We start from the raw sequence: 16,507 nt of genomic DNA, 5'->3' as shown, positions 1-16,507 counted from the left end.
TCGGAAGACCTCTCGAAGGGTAGATCAGGCCAGAATGGCATCGCGAATACGGCAGTTTCAAGCGCCAGGACGCCGCACTATTCGCAGCGCATCGTGTCTTCCCAGTGGCGTCGGCAATAGGAGACATATTTCTCGTTGCCGCCGACTTCGACCTGGGCACCCTCGCGCACAACCTTGCCTTGGCCATCGAGGCGCACCACCATGGTCGCCTTGCGGCCGCAATGGCAGATGGTACGCACCTCGCGCAATTCGTCGGCGAGCGCAAGCAGCGCCATCGAGCCCGGAAACAGCTTGCCCTGGAAATCTGTGCGTAGACCATAAGCCATGACGGGAATGCCGATCCGGTCGGCGACGCGGGCGAGCTGCCAGACCTGCGTCTCGTTGAGGAACTGCGCCTCGTCGACGAAGACGCAGGCGATCTCGCCCTTGCCATCGCCATGGAGCGTCTCGATCAGCGTGAAGAGATCGTCGTCGCCGTGAAAGGGGATGGCATCCGCGCCAAGACCGATGCGCGAGGAGATGCGTCCAACCCCTCCCCGATCGTCATGCGCGGCGATCAGCATCACCACACGCATGCCGCGCTCCTGATAGTTGTAGGAGGCCTGCAACAGCATCGTGCTCTTGCCCGCATTCATCGTCGCATACCTGAAATAGAGTTTGGCCATCTTCACCGCGTCCGGTTTCCGTCTTCCGGGTAATGACGAGGCTTGTCCCGGAAGGCCAGAGCGTGTTTGCAGCACCCACAGTTTTTCGCCGGACTAGACCATTTCGTGGACATTGCGACATTCAGCGTCGCATCGTGCACCCCGTTAGCATATTGACGCAATACACTTCCTTCGACATCAAAGCGCTTGAATTCGCTATCCAATGGTGTTTGGCTAAAACAATAATAGAGGTAGGGGAACGACAACGATGAAAAAACGACTCTCTCTCAAACTGATGCTGGCAGGCGCCGTTTCGGTCGTCGCCCTCACCGCTCAGCAGGCTGCAGCTGCCGAGCCGGAAAGCTGTGGTACCGTCCGATTCTCCGACGTCGGATGGACGGATATCACTGCAACCACCGCGACCGTCTCCACCGTTCTCAAGGGCCTCGGCTACGAGACGGACATCAAGGTTCTCTCGGTTCCGGTCACCTACACGTCGCTCAAGAACAAGGACATCGACGTCTTCCTCGGCAACTGGATGCCGACCCAGGAAAACGACGTTCGCCCCTATCTCGACGACAAGTCGGTCGAATCCTTCGGCCCGAACCTGGTCGGTGCTAAGTACACGCTGGCGACCAATGCCAAGGGCGCCGAGCTTGGCATCAAGGACTTCAAGGATATCGCCGCCAAGAAGACCGAACTCGACAGCAAGATCTATGGGATCGAGCCGGGCAATGACGGCAACCGTCTGATCATCGACATGGTCGACAAGGACACGTTTAGCCTCAAGGGCTTCGAGGTGGTCGAATCGTCCGAGCAGGGCATGCTGGCGCAGGTCGCCCGCGCCGAAAAGGATGGTTCGCCGATCGTCTTCCTCGGATGGGAACCGCATCCGATGAACGCCAACTTCAAGCTGACCTATCTTTCGGGCGGCGACGACATCTTCGGCGCCAACTTCGGCGGCGCGGAAGTCTTCACCAACGTTCGCGCCGGCTACACCACCGAGTGCCCGAACGTCGGCAAGCTGCTCACCAATCTGAAGTTCTCGCTCCAGATGGAAAACGAAATCATGGGCAAGATCCTGAACGATGGCAAGGAGCCGGACAAGGCTGCCGAAGAATGGCTGAAGGCCAATCCAACCGTCGTCGACCCGTGGCTTGCCGGTGTAACCGCCAAGGATGGTGGCGATGGCCTAGCCGCGGTCAAGGCCGCCCTCGGCCTCTGATCGGCATCAAGGCGGGGAAAAACCCCGCCTTTTTTCACCGCGTCATGCGCTCCTTTTTGACCTGACGAGACGGATTTACCTTCGTGGAATATCTGACCGATAACCGCATCCCCATCGGCGGCTGGGCCAAGGCGTTCGTCGACTGGCTGACGACGAACTTCGAGCTGTTCTTCGACCAGCTCGCTCGCTTCCTCTCCGGCGTTGTCGCCGTGCTGCTCTGGATCCTCCAGACCCCGCACCCGCTGATCGTCGTCGCCGTCATCACGGCGGCTGCCTGGTGGTTCCGCCGCTCGATCGGCGTAACGCTGTTTACCGGCCTTGGCCTGCTCCTGATCATCAACCAGGGCTACTGGAAGGAAACGACGGAAACGCTGGCCCTGGTGCTCGCCGCCAGCTTCGTCAGCATGGCCGTCGGCGTCCCGCTCGGCATCGCCGCCGCCCGTCGCGCCTGGGTCTATGCCATTATGCGGCCGATCCTCGACCTGATGCAGACGATCCCGACCTTCGTCTATCTCATCCCGGCGCTGATCCTGTTCGGCCTCGGCATGGTTCCGGGCCTGATCGCCACGGTTATCTTCGCAATCCCGGCGCCGATCCGGCTCACCCGCCTCGGCATCATCTCGACGCCGCCGTCGCTGGTGGAAGCCGCCCAGGCCTTCGGCGCCACGCCCGGCCAGGTGCTGCGCAAGGTAGAGCTGCCCTTCGCCATGCCGCAGATCATGGCCGGCCTCACCCAGACGATCATGCTGTCGCTGTCGATGGTGGTCATCGCCGCGCTCGTCGGCGCCAACGGCCTCGGCGTCCCGGTTTTGAGAGCCCTGAACTCGGTGAACGTCGCCAAGGGCTTTGAAGCCGGCCTCTGCATCGTCATCCTGGCGATCATTCTGGACCGCCTTTTCCGCTCGTCCGACGAAGGAGAAGGCGCATGACCACCGCCGTCGTTTTCAAGAATGTCGACATCATCTTCGGCAACAATCCGCAGGTCGCCCTGCAGATGGTCGACCAGGGCAAGACCCGCGACGAGATCGGCGCCGCAACCGGCCTCGTGCTCGGCGTCGCCGGTGCGTCGCTCGAAATCACCGAAGGCGAGATCCTCGTGCTGATGGGGCTTTCGGGCTCCGGCAAGTCGACCCTGCTTCGCGCCGTCAACGGCCTCGCCCCCGTGGTACGTGGCGACGTCGAGGTAAAGACGTCGAACGGACCGCTCAACCCCTATCGGACCAATGCGAAATCGCTGCGCGACTTCCGCATGCACACGGTCTCGATGGTGTTCCAGCAGTTCGCGCTGCTTCCCTGGCGGACCGTGGCCGATAATGTCGGCTTCGGCCTTGAACTTGCCGGCATGCCGGAAGCCGAGCGCAAGGCGCGCGTCGGTGAACAGCTCGACCTCGTCAACCTGACGAAATGGGCGGGCCGCAAGGTCAACGAGCTTTCGGGCGGCATGCAGCAGCGCGTCGGCCTCGCCCGTGCCTTTGCCACCGGCGCACCGATCCTTCTGATGGACGAGCCGTTCTCGGCACTCGACCCCTTGATCCGCACCCGATTGCAGGACGAACTGCTTGAGTTCCAGCGGCGGCTGAAGAAGACGATCATCTTCGTCAGCCACGATCTCGACGAGGCGTTCCGCATCGGCAACCGCATCGCCATCATGGAAGGCGGACGCATCATCCAATGCGGCACGCCGCAGGATATCGTCAAGAATCCGGCAAACCAGTATGTCGCGGATTTCGTTCAGCACATGAACCCGATCACCATGCTGACGGCCAAGGACGTGATGCAGACCGGCGTCCAACGCGGCGCGACGGTTGCTGGCGTCACGGCCACCGCCAAGCCGACGACACCGCTCGTCAACATTCTCGACGCCATGTCCCGCCAGCCGGGCAGCATCGGCGTCGTCGATAACGGTTCGGTCGTCGGCACTATCGATGCCCAGGATATCGTTCAGGGATTGACGCGGCACCGCAACAAAAGTTGACGAAATCGCTCAGCAAGCCAATAAAAGCCCGGAGGACCGCTCCGGGCTTTTTCGTTGCTGCATGGTTCCCTTGAATCCTCGCCGAGTTGAGGACCCAAGGCAGCAATCGTTCAAAGGCGCTGTCGGTCGTGATGGCATGGCAGGAAAGGTTCAAAGACATGAGCGACAAGCCGAACGTATTGCGCGACACCGACGACGAGGCTCGCACTCTCGCCCGCACGCTTCTGAGGGGCGCACGCAGCGCTTCGCTCGCCGCGATCGAGCCGGAGAGCGGCGGCTTTCCATTCGTCAGCCGCGTTCTCGTCGGCTTGGACGTCGACGGCGTTCCCGTCATCCTGATTTCCAGGCTTTCGACTCACACCCAGGCACTGCTTGCCGACAATCGCGCCTCGCTGCTCACCGGCGAGCCCGGCAAGGGCGATCCGCTCGCCCATCCCCGCCTCACGGTGCAGTGCACGGCCGAACAGGTTGCCCGCGATAGCGAAGCCCATGCGCGTATCCGCGAGCGGTTCGTCCGTCGTCACCCGAAATCGAAGCTCTATGTGGATTTTCCCGATTTCGGTTTCTTCCGGCTGACGCCTTTGCGCGCCAGTCTCAACGGCGGCTTCGGCCGTGCCTATGTGCTGACGGCCGAAGATCTGGTGATCGACTCGCCCGCCATCGAATCGCTGGCAGCCATGGAGGCGAGCGCGATCGAACACATGAACTCCGATCACTCAGACGCCGTGCAGAACTATGCCGTAAAGCTCTGCAACGCGCCGGAAGGCAACTGGAAGATCGTCGGCATCGACACAGCCGGTCTTGATCTTGCCGATGGAGATCGACTGAAACGCCTTGAATTTCCTGCGCGGATCGAAGACAGTTCCAATTTACGGGCAATTTTGCGTGAACTTAACGGTTAATCGCGGGAGAACTACCCCCATTTCTTGCAGTGGGTGGTTGCCCTTTTATGCATCACGACTAATTATCGTGCTTCGTCAACCATAACTACGTGTGATGTAATTTTCGCATGGAGCACGCAATGCAGCCACTTTCGCCTGAAAAACACGATGAAGCCGAGGTAGCAGCCGGTTTCCTCTCGGCCATGGCAAACCCTAAGCGCCTTCTCATCCTCGATTCCCTCGTCAAGGAAGAGATGGCAGTCGGCGCATTGGCCAACAAGGTTGGGCTGAGCCAGTCGGCTCTCTCCCAGCATCTTTCGAAGCTCCGTGCCCAGAATCTCGTCAGCACCCGCCGCGATGCGCAGACGATCTACTATTCGAGCTCATCCGACGCAGTCATGCGGATTCTAGGCACGCTCAACGAAATCTACGGCGACGAACAGAACGTCACCGCAGAAAAGACTCCGGTCCGCAAATCGGCCTGATATCCGGTCCGTTCTGCGGACCCGTTCGAACAGCCCCACACGAGAAATCGCGCGGGGCTTATTCTTTTCCAGGATATCGCGACAAGCCCGCGAGGCCGCCAGCCTCCCCTGCCGTTTACCGGGCCTTGAGACTTCCGCGGCACGATGCGCCGCGACAGATCAGCCTGAACAGCGGACACTAGGGAATGCGCGACAGGGTCCGTTGGGGCATCGCCGGAACCGGCACAATCGCAAACAGCTTCGCATCGGATTTCCGGTTCGCCGGAAATGCGATGCTTGCCGCCGTTTCCTCCCGCAGTGCCGAGAACGCCCAGGCTTTCGCCGCGCGCTACGGCGGCATCCGCAGCTATCACGATATCCGGGCCCTGGCGGCCGATCCTGATATCGATGCCATCTACGTCGCCTCGCCCAATGCGATGCATCGCGACCATGCCGCCTTGGCCCTTGCCGCCGGCAAGGCGGTGCTGGTCGAAAAGCCACTGACCGCATCGGTCGCTGACGCGCGCGCCCTTGCAGGAGCCGCTGCCGCCAGCGGCGCCTTCGCGATGGAAGCGCTTTGGACCTGCTTCCTGCCGGCGATAGCAGAGACGCGCGCGCTTCTCGGTGAAGCCAGACTCGGGGTCATCAGACATGTCCGGGCGGAACTTGCCTATGCCAAGCCGTGCGACGCAAACAGCCGCTTCTTCGATCCAACACTGGGCGGCGGTTCGCTGCTCGATCTCGGCATCTATCCGATCGCTGTATGCCTGAGCCTGTTCGGCCAACCGAATTCCTTTGGCGGCAGCTGGAAAAACGCGCCAACCGGCGTCGATGTCTCGGCAGACGTCAGCCTGGCCTATGACGACTTTGATGCTCACCTCAGCTGTGGGTTCGATCGGAACGGCCAAAATCACTTCGTCATCGAGGGCGAGCGCGGCACGCTCGTCATCGACGCGCCATTCCTGAAGGCAAGCCGTCTGTTTGTCGCCACCAGCCTGCCAGCGCGCAAGCTGATGACATCGGCGGGGCAAACGCTCTTCAAGGCGGCGCGGCGGATCCCTCTGCCCGGTCTCAAGCGCTTCGACCATGCGTTTCCCGGCAACGGGCTGCAATTCGAAATCGAGGCCGCCAGCGCAGCCATTCTCGAGGGTCGGCGCGAACATGCGCTGATGCCGCTATCGCGCAGCATCGAAGCGCTGAAGATCATCGAGGCGATCCGGGCCAAGGCACCGGCAGCCTGAACCACTTGCCCCGATACGCGCGGACGTGTCTCTAGAGATCGAGCGGGCGATAGTCCCGCCAACCGCTGTTGAGCGCAAGCACGACCTCGGTCAGATGCCGCGCCGTTGCGCCGGAGAAGAATGGTGTTTCGCCGCGCTCGATCGCATCGGCCTGGACTGCGATCCCCCGCACGAAATCGATCTGCGACGGAAAGGCCGGAAGGGTTGGCCCAGAGGATGCCTTGGGGTAGCGCATCTTGTTTCCGGGATAGACCCGGACGGGCAGCTTTCGCCCCATCTTCCACTCCAGCCAGTCAAGACCGCGATGCATCAGCGAGCGCTTCGCACCGAACGCCTCCACGTGAACGGGCGAGCGGTTGTCCCAGAGATCGCGAACGACGATCGTTCCGCTGTCGCCGATGATCGTCAGCGACCGGTCGCGCGGCGCCGCCAGGCCACAAGTGACACGTGCCGTCACGCCCGAGCGGAACGTCAGGCACCCCACCGAGAAATCAGGGCCAAGCGTGAGTGTCTCCGTTCCCGGGCCCTTGTCCGGGAAGGTCAGGGCCGAGATGGCACTGACCTCGGCGACCGGCCCGAAGAGCGAGACGAGCCAGCTTGCGGCATAGCCCGCATGTTCGAGCGTGCAGCCGACCTCGAATTCGTGCACGCCCGGCCAGCGTGCGCCCGAGCGGCTGCGCCAGGTGCGCCAGTTCGCCTTGAAGACCGGGCCATCCTCCATCTCGGCATAGACGAGCCGCGGCGTGCCGATGGTCCCTGCTGCAAGCAGGCTCGCGCAAAGCGCCTGCGCGTCGCTGAGGCCGTTGGCCGGCGCGCCTGCAAGGACCAGCGCATGTTCGCGGGCAAGCGCGACCAGTTCGCTCGCCTCCCCCACGGTCATCGCCAGCGGCTTCTCGCAATAGACGTGCTTGCCGGAAGTAAGAGCAGCGTGGTTGACCGTGTAGTGGCTTTCAGGCGTTGTCAGGTTGACGACGATCGACACAGCCGGATCGGCAAGCACTGCATCCAGCGAGGCATAGGGAGAAACCTTCCAGTAACGCGCAAAGGCGTCGAGACGCTCCGCATCGCGATCCCAGACGCCGACGAGCCGGAGCTGCGGATGATTGGCAAGCGTGGTCATGTAGTAGTCGGCGACGAAGCCGGTTCCGACGAAAGCTATTCCGGTCACGCTCTCACTCTCCTATCGGGCGTCGGCAAGGAACGAGGCGACATAGACGAGCGGCGCATTCCAGTTGATGGCAATTTCATTGGATCCATAGGCTTCGATGTCGTCGGCATAACAGGTCTGCGGCGCACATCCCTTCAGGTATTGCCGTGCGACATCATCGACGAAGGTGGAGTTGGGACCGCCGGCAAGAGAGCCCGCTGGCGGACCAGGCAGCTGCGGATCGCGCTGGTGCGCATACCAGCGACTGTGCTGGTTCCTGGGCGCGCGCGCTCCATAGCCGGTGACATAAGATAGGGCCATGGCATTGCGGCCGAGAATGTAATCCATGCCCTCGCGCGCACCATCAAGAAACCCCTTCTCGCCGGAGAGATCGAAGGCGGCCGACAAAACGATGATGTTCTGCAGCATCAGCTGGTTCGATCCCCAGTCGTAGCGTCGGCCCGCAGGCCGGTAGACGACACCGAAGGGCTCTGCCTGCTGCAGCGACAGGAAGTGCCGCGCGGTCGAAACCACCGCGTCTCGCATCAGTTCACGGTCATCGTCCGGCAAGCCCGTGCCAAAAAGCGCCAATTGCAGCCGTGCGAAGCCGGCGACGTTGCGCCAATCAAAGGCGCCGCCAGAAGACAGCGTATCCGCTGTCCAAAGCGGCGAAGCCCGCAGCACCTTGAGATAGGCTTCGTCACCGGTCGTCAGATAGAGCTCGGTCGCCGCCCAGAAGAGTTCGTCCGAAGTGCTGTCGTCGTCATAGTCACCACCACCGGCCAGCCCGTCCGACTTTGGCGCCAGCAGCGCTGGATTGGCATTGGCCGCCACCCAGGCCTTGCGCGCGGCGGCGAGCAATCGTGCCGAGAACGTCGGATTCTGATCGGCAAAAAGCCGGGCGCCCTGGGCCGTGACGGCGGCGACGTCGAGCGTTGCCGCCGTCGACGGACGGTGGAGCGCCCGCGGTTGCGGATCATCGCTTGGCAGCATAGGCGCTTCGGTCCAGGCGGTGTCGTGAACCTTGTGGTGCACCATGCCGGCAAGCGGCTCGCCATCCGGAACCATCATGCGCAGCAGGAACTCGAGCTCCCACCGGGCCTCGTCGAGAATGTCCGGCATGCCGTTGCCGCTTTCAGGAATGCGCGAAAGACCGTCGCGCGTCACTGGCGAGCCCGCCGCATAGACATGCCCACGCTCGTAGGCAGCAAGCAGTTGAGCCGCGGACAGCGCGCCGGTCACAGCATATTTGCCGTGGTCGCCTGCATCGTACCAACCGCCCGAAACGTCCAGCCGATAGGAACAGGACCAGCCGCTGTAAAGCGTTGCGGCCTGTTTGCTGTCGAGGCACGGTACCGCCTTGTCGCCCTGGTTCGGCGCAACGCCGACATGGCCCGCCGACCGGGCGTAGGCCTTGCCGGCGATCGACGCCTTGATCTCGATGCCGCTTCGCTGCGGATAGAACCAGGAGAGCGCATCGACGCGCAGCCGATCGTAGAGGTCGTCACCGATCGAGAATCGATCACTCGCCCAATCGCCGGACACGAGGCGATAGCCGTCACCGACCGTTGCGAAGGATGAAAAATCCGCGACCTGCGTTTCGACGCCCGCCGTCGGATCGAAACCGCTGGGTTGCGTCTTGCCCTTGCCGACGACCTTGTCCCTGGCGTCGAGCAATTGGAAATCGATGGGGTGCTTCGTATCGGCAATGAAGGTCGCGCGCTTCGGACCGGCGGTGAAGTAGCCAAGCTGATTGACGCGAATGGCAGGCCCTTCGCTCGCGCGCCTCGCCGCCTGCGAAACAGCACCGGTCGCGACCAGCGATACGTCGTCAAGACAGACGCGGCCGGCTTCCGCCCCCCCGAGCGGCAACACGAGTTGCGCTTCATCCGGTTCTATCGCCTCGAACTCGACGGAGAACGGGCTGCCGCCCGGCGACCCCACCGTCGTGAACTCGGCAACGGAAGTCCAGGGATCAGCAGCCCGCTGCACCCTTGCCGCGATCGCGCGTGCCGGCTTGGCAGCGACCCTCAGCGACAGGCGATAGATGCGCCCGGGCACCAGCTTCAAACCATTGACCCCGATGATCTGCCGCCAGACTTCTCCCCCGCTTTGGGTCTCTACGCAGAGCCGCCCACCCTCCCGCTCGAGGGTCAGCCCGTCGCTCGCCCAGAACGTGTCTTGCCCCTTTTCGAAGTGGCCGTCGGCAATCAGCTCGGCTGCGACTGCCGGGCCTGGCAGGAAGAGCGCAGCAATTGCCGCGTGTACTATCCCGAACCTCGACACGTCCCAGCTCCCAATTGGTCAGGCCGGGCCGCAGGCGCATAAGCCCATTCACAGGCGGCCATGGACCCGGCAAGGCATGGCAACGCAGCGTTGCCGCAAACAAGTTAAGCTAGAGAAAATTTCCGGCGCGGCGACAAAAATTCGCCACCCCGAAGGCCCTCTGTGTGAGCCTGCCGAGGCTTGACGCGTCCCGGGGCGCTGATAGTTTGACCAAAGGGTAAAAAATGCGGGCGGCGAACGCCGCCTGACGAAGAACAGACCGAGGAGAACTGGAATGTCGAACCGCCTCAACACCCCGAACGATCTGCGCGCCTTCTGGATGCCGTTCACCGCGAACCGGCAGTTCAAGAAGGAGCCGCGGATGTTCGTCGGCGCCAAGGACATGCACTACACGACCCATGACGGCCGGACGGTACTGGACGGCACGGCGGGTCTGTGGTGCGTGAACGCCGGCCATTGTCGCCCGAAGATCACCGAGGCGATCCGTGCACAGGCGGGCGAGCTCGACTATGCGCCGGCCTTCCAGCTCGGCCACCCCAAGGCCTTCGAACTGGCAAACCGCCTGGTCGACATCGCGCCCGAGGGCATGAACCATGTTCTCTACACCAACTCCGGCTCGGAATCGGTGGATACGGCGCTGAAGGTGGCACTCGCCTATCACCGCGCCAAGGGTGACGGCTCGCGCTTCCGCCTGATCGGTCGCGAGCGCGGCTATCACGGCGTCAATTTCGGCGGTATCTCGGTCGGCGGCATTGTTTCGAACCGCAAGATGTTCGGCACGCTTCTGACCGGTGTCGACCACATGCCGCACACGCACCTGCCGGCCCAGAATGGCTTCACCCGCGGCGAGCCGGAACATGGCGGCGATATCGCGTCAGAACTCGAGCGCATCGTCACGCTGCATGACGCGTCCACCATCGCCGCCGTGATCGTCGAGCCTGTGGCCGGCTCGACCGGCGTGCTGATCCCGCCGAAGGGCTACCTGCAGAAACTGCGCGAGATCTGCACCAAGCACGGCATCCTGTTGATCTTCGATGAGGTCATCACCGGCTTCGGTCGCCTCGGCACGCCCTTTGCCGCGCAGTACTTCGACGTGAAGCCCGACATCATCACCACCGCGAAGGGCCTCACCAACGGCGTCATCCCGATGGGTGCTGTCTTCGTCACCTCCGAGATCCATGATGCCTTCATGAACGGTCCGGAGCACATGATCGAGTTCTTCCACGGTTACACCTATTCGGGTAACCCGATCGCCTCGGCCGCCGCCCTCGGCACGCTCGACACCTACAAGGAAGAAGGCCTGCTGACGCGTGCGGCCGAGCTTGCTCCTTATTGGGAAGAGGGTCTGCACTCGCTCAAGGATTGCCCCAATGTCATCGACATCCGCAATCTCGGCCTGATCGGTGCGATCGAACTGCAGCCGATCGCCGGCGAGCCGACCAAGCGCGCCTTCTCTGCGTTCCTGAAGGCCTACGAGAGTGGGCTGTTGATCCGCACGACGGGCGACATCATCGCGCTGTCGCCGCCGCTGATCATCAGCAAGGCAGAAATCGACGAGCTCTTCGGCAAGCTGCGCGCCGTTCTCAAAAGCAACATCTGATCCGGTCGCACGCCGACCGCCAAGGGCCCTTTCCCCGGCAACGGGGGAAGGGTTACTCTTATCTGCAACACTGAAACTGCGTCCCGCCGAATTCGCATCCGGGCACGCGCATGAACCGGAGTAGCCCACATGTCCGAAGCGCTGGAACGCCATATCGATCAGGGCGTCGGACGCGAGCCCGCAGATATCGTCCTGAAGGGCGGACGCTTCTTCGACCTCGTCACCGGCGAACTCGTCGCCTCCGACATCGCAATCTCCGGTGACCGCATCGTCGGCACCTTCGGCAGCTATGAGGGCCGTGAAGAGATAGACTTCACCGGCCGCATCGTCGTGCCGGGCTTCATCGACACGCACCTGCACATCGAGTCCTCGCTCGTCACGCCGCACGAGTTTGACCGCTGCGTCCTGCCGCTCGGGATCACCACCGTCGTTTGCGATCCGCACGAGATCGCCAACGTGCTCGGCACCGAGGGCATCCAGTTCTTTCTGGATTCGGCAGAGCAGACGATCATGGATATCCGCGTCCAGCTCTCCTCCTGCGTGCCGGCAACGCATCTGGAAACCTCGGGCGCTGACCTGCCTATCGAGCGACTTCTGCCCTTCCGCGACCATCCCAAGGTCATCGGCCTTGCCGAGTTCATGAATTTCCCCGGCGTCGTGCACAAGGATCCGGTCTGCCTTGCCAAGCTCGAGGCCTTCCAGGGCGCGCATATCGACGGCCACGCGCCGCTGCTTTCGGGCAAGGACCTGAACGGCTATCTCGCAGCCGGCATCCGCACCGACCATGAATGCACCAGCGCTGAAGAGGCCATGGAGAAGATCCGCAAGGGCATGCACATCCTCGTGCGCGAGGGTTCTGTCTCCAAGGACCTGCATGCGCTGATGCCCATCATCACCGAGCGGCTGTCGCCGCACCTGGCGCTCTGCACCGATGATCGCAATCCGCTTGATATCGCCGAGCAGGGTCACCTCGACCACATGATCCGCACGGCCATATCCGCTGGCGTCGAGCCGCTGGCCATCTATCGCGCCGCATCGATCTCGGCCGCCCGCGCCTTCGGCTTGCGCGACCGCGGCCTGGTCGCGCCCGGCTGGCGCGCCGATCTCGTGGTCATCGACAGCCTGGAAAACTGCAAGGCCGAGACGGTGTTTTCAGGTGGCCGCCGCGTCACGGACGCGCTCTTTGCCACCCGCAATCCGGTCGCTCCCGTCGGGCTCGACAGCGTCAAGGCCGGCCAGATCCATGCCAGCGCCTTTGGCATCCCTGTCGCCGATGGCGACACCTCGGTCATCGGCGTGCTGCCGGGCAAGATCATCACCGAGCACCGTCGCTACCGCCTGCCGGCCGTCGGCAACCAGACTGGCGTCGATCTCGGCCGCGACATCATCAAGGTCGCGGTCATCGAACGCCATGGCGTCAACGGCAACCACGCCAACGGCTTCGTGCAAGGGTTCGGGCTGAAGAAGGGTGCGATCGCCTCGACCGTCGGCCACGACAGCCACAACATCTGCGTCGTCGGGGTCAACGACGAGGACATGGCGATCGCCGCCAATCGGCTGGGCGAGATCAAGGGCGGCTTCGTCGTCGTCGAGGACGGCAAGGTGACTGGCGAAATCGCCCTTCCGGTGGCGGGCCTGATGAGCCTCGAACCCTACGAGTCCGTGCGCGATACACTACATCACCTTCGCCACGCCGCCTTCGCGCTCGGCGCGACGCTGGAAGAACCCTTCCTGCAGCTCGCCTTCCTGCCGCTTCCGGTCATCCCGCACCTGAAGATTTCCGATCGCGGACTGGTCGATGTCGACAAGTTCATGCTGATCGGGTGACTTCAGGCAGCGCTCAGTTGTCGGCCGCAGCCGGCGCCAGCTCCTTGCGGAAATAGACGACGCGCTCCGTCTCCTCGAAGCCAAGCGCCATGTGCAGGCCCTGGCTCCTGAGATTGTCGGTCGCCGTGTCGGAGGCAAGTTCCTGGCATCCTTGCGATGTGGCCCAGCGCTCGACCGCGGTGATCAAGGCGCGCGCCACACCGCGACGGCGAAAACCGGGCAGCACATAGATCCCCTCAAGGAAACCGACTGGGGAGGTTTCGCAGCCATTGACATAGTCCCGGCGGATCGAAGCTTCGGCAAAACCGGCGGCGACGCCAGCCTCGTCTTCGCAAAGGAAGGATGCATAGCGCTCGTTCTCGGCAAGGCAGGATTCCACCTCGGCGCGATGCTCGGCTTCCGGCGTGTCCGGCCACAGCGCCAGACGCATCTCGACCCAGCGGCCGATGGTTTCACCATCCATCAACAAAACGCGCATCAGAGTTTTCCCGAGAAGGCCGACAGTCCGGCGAGCCGGATGCTACCGGCTTCGAGGCGCGCCGGATATCCGGGCAATTCCAGGGGTTGCACCGCAGCCGGCGGCAGAAACGCCTGGGGCTCGCGGGTAAGGTTGAAGACGAAGAGCAGGCGTTCGCCATCCGTTTCGCGAACGAAGGCCAGGAGGTCACTGTTGCTGTCGAGGAAACGCATCGCGCCATCGCGCAGCGCCGGCTGCGAATTGCGGAAATTGAGCGTCTCCCGGTAGTGGTTAAGGGTCGTATCCGCACCCGCGGCCATGGTGTCCACCGCCAGGCGACGATGTTCAGCCGGAACCGGCAGCCACGGCTTGCCGCCGGTGAAGCCGGCATTGGTTGCCGCCTCTTCCCAGATCATCGGCGTGCGGCAGCCGTCGCGGCCCTTGAAGGACGGCCAGAAGCGGATGCCATAGGGATCGCGCAAATCTTCGAAAGCGAGCTCGGCCTCCGGCAGCCCCAGTTCTTCGCCCTGATAGAGGCAGATCGAGCCGCGCAAGGCGGAAAGCAGAGTGATCGCCAGCCGCGCCACCCTCTCCCGCTCCGCTTCGGTTTGAGCGAAGCGACTGACGTGACGCGTCACGTCGTGGTTGGAGAAGGCCCAGCAGACCCAGCCGTCGGTGACGGCCTTCTGGAAATTCTCGACGCAGCGGCGGATATGGGCCGCGGTGAAGTCCGGGCCGAGCAGGTCGAAGGTGTAGCACATGTTGAGCTTGTCGCCGCCGCTGGTATAGGCGGCCACGGTCTTCAGCGAGCGGGCGCCGTCGCCCACCTCGCCGACGGTCATGCGGCCCTCGTAGCGGTCGAGCAGCGCCCGGAAGCGCTGCAGAAAGGCGATGTTTTCCGGCTGGCTCTTGTCGAAGAGATGGTCCTGCATGCCGTAGGGGTTCACATCAGGCGCATCATTACTGGTCGCATCCGGATCGGGCACGAGCGGCGGGTTGTCGCGCAGGTGCTTGTCGTGGAAGTAGAAGTTCACCGTGTCGAGACGGAAGCCGTCGACCCCACGGTCGAGCCAGAAGCGCGCGGCATCGAGCACCGCATCCTGAACATCGGGATTGTGGAAGTTGAGGTCCGGCTGCGAGGCGAGGAAATTGTGCATGTAGTACTGCTTGCGCACCCCATCCCATTCCCAGGCGGGGCCGCCGAAGATCGATAGCCAGTTGTTGGGCGCCGTGCCATCCGGCTTCGGATCCGCCCAGACATACCAGTCGGCTTTTCCGTTCGTGCGGCTGGAGCGGCTCTCGACGAACCAGGGGTGGCGATCGGACGTGTGTGAGATCACCTGGTCGATGATCACCTTGAGGCCGAGCCGGTGGGCTTCGCCAAGCATCTCGTCGAAATCGGCGAGCGTTCCGAACAGCGGATCGACGTCGCAATAGTCGGAGACGTCGTAGCCCATGTCCGCCTGTGGCGAGGTAAAGAACGGCGACAGCCAGATCGCATCGACACCGAGAGAGGCGATATGCGCCAGCCTGCGGGTGACGCCCTTCAGGTCGCCGATACCGTCGTCGTCGGTATCCTGGAACGAGCGCGGATAGATCTGATAGATCACCGCGCCGCGCCACCAATCGTCACCCGATACCTGCCGAGACGCCATGTAAGCCCCCTGAAGACGGTCTGTCGCGCAAAGGTGTAGCGTTGCCCGGCGCCGGAGTAAACGCCATTCACCGCCACGCACGGGTCGTCTCCAAAGCGGCCGGAAACTATCTCTTGCCGTAAGCGGCCGAGACCCTTATCCCGTCTCAGGCGAAATCTTGTGAGGAGGAAAGTCGTTGGCCGGGAAGATGCTTGCGATCGGGGAGTGCATGGTCGAGCTCATGCAGGCGGAAAGCGGACTCTTGCGCAAAGGCTACGCCGGCGACACCTTCAACGCCGCCTACTATGCGCGGCTGTTCATGCCTGCCGACTGGACCGTCGCCTATTGCTCCGCCGTCGGCACCGACACGGTCTCCGACGAGATGCTGGCATTCATGGCGGAAAAGCAGATCGACACGTCGAACGTCCGCCGCATCGAAAACCGCTCCGCCGGCCTCTACATGATCCATCTGAAGGACGGCGAGCGCAGCTTCTCCTACTGGCGCTCGCACTCGGCCGCCAAGCTGCTAGCCGACGATGCGGACCATCTGCGGCGCGCGATCGAAAGCTCCGACCTCATCCTCTTCTCGGGCATCACGCTGGCGATCCTTTCCCCCGATGCGGTGGAAACGCTGCTTTCGGAATTGCGCCGTGCCAAGGCGGCCGGCAAGCAAGTGGTCTTCGATCCGAACATTCGCCCGCGGCTCTGGGACGATGCCAAGCGCATGCGCAGCACGCTGACGGACGGCGCCCGCGCCGCAAGCCTGGTGATGCCCAGTTTCGACGATGAGATCACCCATTTCGGCGACGTTTCGATCGAGGCCACGATCGCACGCTACAAGGGCCTTGGCGCTACCAACGTGGTCGTCAAGGATGGCGAAAAGGGTGTGACGCTCGCCTTTGGCGATGCCCCGGTAAAGCACGTACCGGCGACACCAGTCGAGCGTGTGGTTGACACCACAAGCGCCGGCGACAGCTTCAACGGCGCCTTCGTCGCCCGGCTGGTCGCAGGCGATCAGCCAGCGGAGGCAGCCGCCTTTGCGGCGAGCGTCGCCGCCGGTGTCATTGGCCATCACGGAGCGCTGGTCGCCCGGGAAAAGCTACCTGCCGCCTGAGCGGCAGGATCG

14 protein-coding genes are annotated in these 16,507 nt (G+C 63.1%); 9 read left to right on the top strand and 5 right to left on the bottom strand.

Features of this window, described 5'->3' with window-relative positions; genetic code table 11:
- Positions 1–77: 77 nt before the first annotated feature.
- Entirely contained in the window at positions 78–665 is a 588-nt protein-coding gene (locus I8N66_RS21325; protein ID WP_291157371.1) for a thymidine kinase, read from the bottom strand.
- A gap of 247 nt (positions 666–912) precedes the next feature.
- On the opposite strand from I8N66_RS21325, the gene I8N66_RS21320 reads away from it, so the two are divergent.
- From I8N66_RS21320 to I8N66_RS21295, 6 genes are all read left to right on the top strand, one after another.
- Positions 913–1,869 (top strand): choline ABC transporter substrate-binding protein, encoded by a 957-nt coding sequence (locus tag I8N66_RS21320; RefSeq protein WP_113535521.1) that lies wholly within the window; start codon positions 913–915, stop codon positions 1,867–1,869.
- 83 nt (positions 1,870–1,952) lie between these two features.
- Positions 1,953–2,798, top strand: a complete 846-nt coding sequence (gene choW, locus I8N66_RS21315) for a choline ABC transporter permease subunit (RefSeq protein WP_113535522.1) — start codon at positions 1,953–1,955, stop codon at positions 2,796–2,798.
- The gene (choV, locus tag I8N66_RS21310) at positions 2,795–3,844 is read left to right on the top strand and encodes a choline ABC transporter ATP-binding protein (protein ID WP_291157366.1); all 1,050 of its coding nucleotides are present in this window, start codon (positions 2,795–2,797) and stop codon (positions 3,842–3,844) included. Before choW ends, choV begins: the two co-directional genes overlap by 4 nt.
- Before the next feature lie 158 nt (positions 3,845–4,002).
- On the top strand, positions 4,003–4,746 hold the full coding sequence (locus I8N66_RS21305; protein WP_113535524.1) for a HugZ family protein: 744 nt from the start codon (positions 4,003–4,005) through the stop codon (positions 4,744–4,746).
- Between the two features lie 119 nt (positions 4,747–4,865).
- Entirely contained in the window at positions 4,866–5,210 is a 345-nt protein-coding gene (locus tag I8N66_RS21300; RefSeq protein ID WP_291157364.1) for a metalloregulator ArsR/SmtB family transcription factor, read from the top strand.
- Between the two features lie 185 nt (positions 5,211–5,395).
- Positions 5,396–6,430, top strand: coding sequence for a Gfo/Idh/MocA family oxidoreductase (locus I8N66_RS21295; protein WP_291157362.1), 1,035 nt, complete (start codon positions 5,396–5,398; stop codon positions 6,428–6,430).
- A gap of 31 nt (positions 6,431–6,461) precedes the next feature.
- Here I8N66_RS21295 and I8N66_RS21290 read toward each other — a convergent pair whose 3' ends face one another.
- Complete coding sequence (locus tag I8N66_RS21290; protein WP_291157369.1) at positions 6,462–7,550, bottom strand: Gfo/Idh/MocA family oxidoreductase; 1,089 nt, start codon at positions 7,548–7,550, stop codon at positions 6,462–6,464.
- A 60-nt stretch (positions 7,551–7,610) separates the two neighbouring features.
- Entirely contained in the window at positions 7,611–9,863 is a 2,253-nt protein-coding gene (locus I8N66_RS21285; protein ID WP_291157360.1) for a glycoside hydrolase family 9 protein, read from the bottom strand.
- 274 nt (positions 9,864–10,137) lie between these two features.
- Between I8N66_RS21285 and I8N66_RS21280 the strand changes: the two genes are divergently transcribed.
- Positions 10,138–11,463, top strand: a complete 1,326-nt coding sequence (locus I8N66_RS21280) for an aspartate aminotransferase family protein (RefSeq protein WP_113535529.1) — start codon at positions 10,138–10,140, stop codon at positions 11,461–11,463.
- A 129-nt stretch (positions 11,464–11,592) separates the two neighbouring features.
- Entirely contained in the window at positions 11,593–13,290 is a 1,698-nt protein-coding gene (gene ade / locus I8N66_RS21275; RefSeq protein WP_291157357.1) for an adenine deaminase, read from the top strand.
- Between the two features lie 13 nt (positions 13,291–13,303).
- On the opposite strand, the gene aac(6') is transcribed toward ade, so the two are convergent.
- Entirely contained in the window at positions 13,304–13,768 is a 465-nt protein-coding gene (gene aac(6') / locus I8N66_RS21270) for an aminoglycoside 6'-N-acetyltransferase (RefSeq protein WP_113535531.1), read from the bottom strand.
- On the bottom strand, positions 13,768–15,402 hold the full coding sequence (locus I8N66_RS21265) for an alpha-glucosidase family protein (protein WP_291157354.1): 1,635 nt from the start codon (positions 15,400–15,402) through the stop codon (positions 13,768–13,770). Before I8N66_RS21265 ends, aac(6') begins: the two co-directional genes overlap by 1 nt.
- Before the next feature lie 175 nt (positions 15,403–15,577).
- On the opposite strand from I8N66_RS21265, the gene I8N66_RS21260 reads away from it, so the two are divergent.
- A complete protein-coding gene (locus I8N66_RS21260) occupies positions 15,578–16,495 on the top strand; it encodes a sugar kinase (protein ID WP_291157352.1) in 918 nt (305 codons plus the stop codon).
- The last annotated feature ends 12 nt before the right edge of the window (positions 16,496–16,507 follow it).

Source organism: Ensifer sp. SSB1, assembly GCF_016652895.1.
Taxonomy (GTDB): domain Bacteria; phylum Pseudomonadota; class Alphaproteobacteria; order Rhizobiales; family Rhizobiaceae; genus Ensifer.
Note: the sequence above shows the minus strand (reverse complement) of the source record. Positions and strands in the feature narration are given on the sequence as shown.

Bases quoted from the DNA above. Each gene is read 5' to 3' on its own strand.
- I8N66_RS21325 (WP_291157371.1), bottom strand. From the start codon at position 665: ATGGCCAAACTCTATTTCAGGTATGCGACGATGAATGCGGGCAAGAGC.
- I8N66_RS21320 (WP_113535521.1), top strand. From the start codon at position 913: ATGAAAAAACGACTCTCTCTCAAACTGATGCTGGCAGGCGCCGTTTCG.
- choV (WP_291157366.1), top strand. From the start codon at position 2,795: ATGACCACCGCCGTCGTTTTCAAGAATGTCGACATCATCTTCGGCAAC.
- I8N66_RS21305 (WP_113535524.1), top strand. From the start codon at position 4,003: ATGAGCGACAAGCCGAACGTATTGCGCGACACCGACGACGAGGCTCGC.
- I8N66_RS21300 (WP_291157364.1), top strand. From the start codon at position 4,866: ATGCAGCCACTTTCGCCTGAAAAACACGATGAAGCCGAGGTAGCAGCC.
- I8N66_RS21295 (WP_291157362.1), top strand. From the start codon at position 5,396: ATGCGCGACAGGGTCCGTTGGGGCATCGCCGGAACCGGCACAATCGCA.
- I8N66_RS21290 (WP_291157369.1), bottom strand. From the start codon at position 7,550: ATGACCACGCTTGCCAATCATCCGCAGCTCCGGCTCGTCGGCGTCTGG.
- I8N66_RS21280 (WP_113535529.1), top strand. From the start codon at position 10,138: ATGTCGAACCGCCTCAACACCCCGAACGATCTGCGCGCCTTCTGGATG.
- ade (WP_291157357.1), top strand. From the start codon at position 11,593: ATGTCCGAAGCGCTGGAACGCCATATCGATCAGGGCGTCGGACGCGAG.
- I8N66_RS21265 (WP_291157354.1), bottom strand. From the start codon at position 15,402: ATGGCGTCTCGGCAGGTATCGGGTGACGATTGGTGGCGCGGCGCGGTG.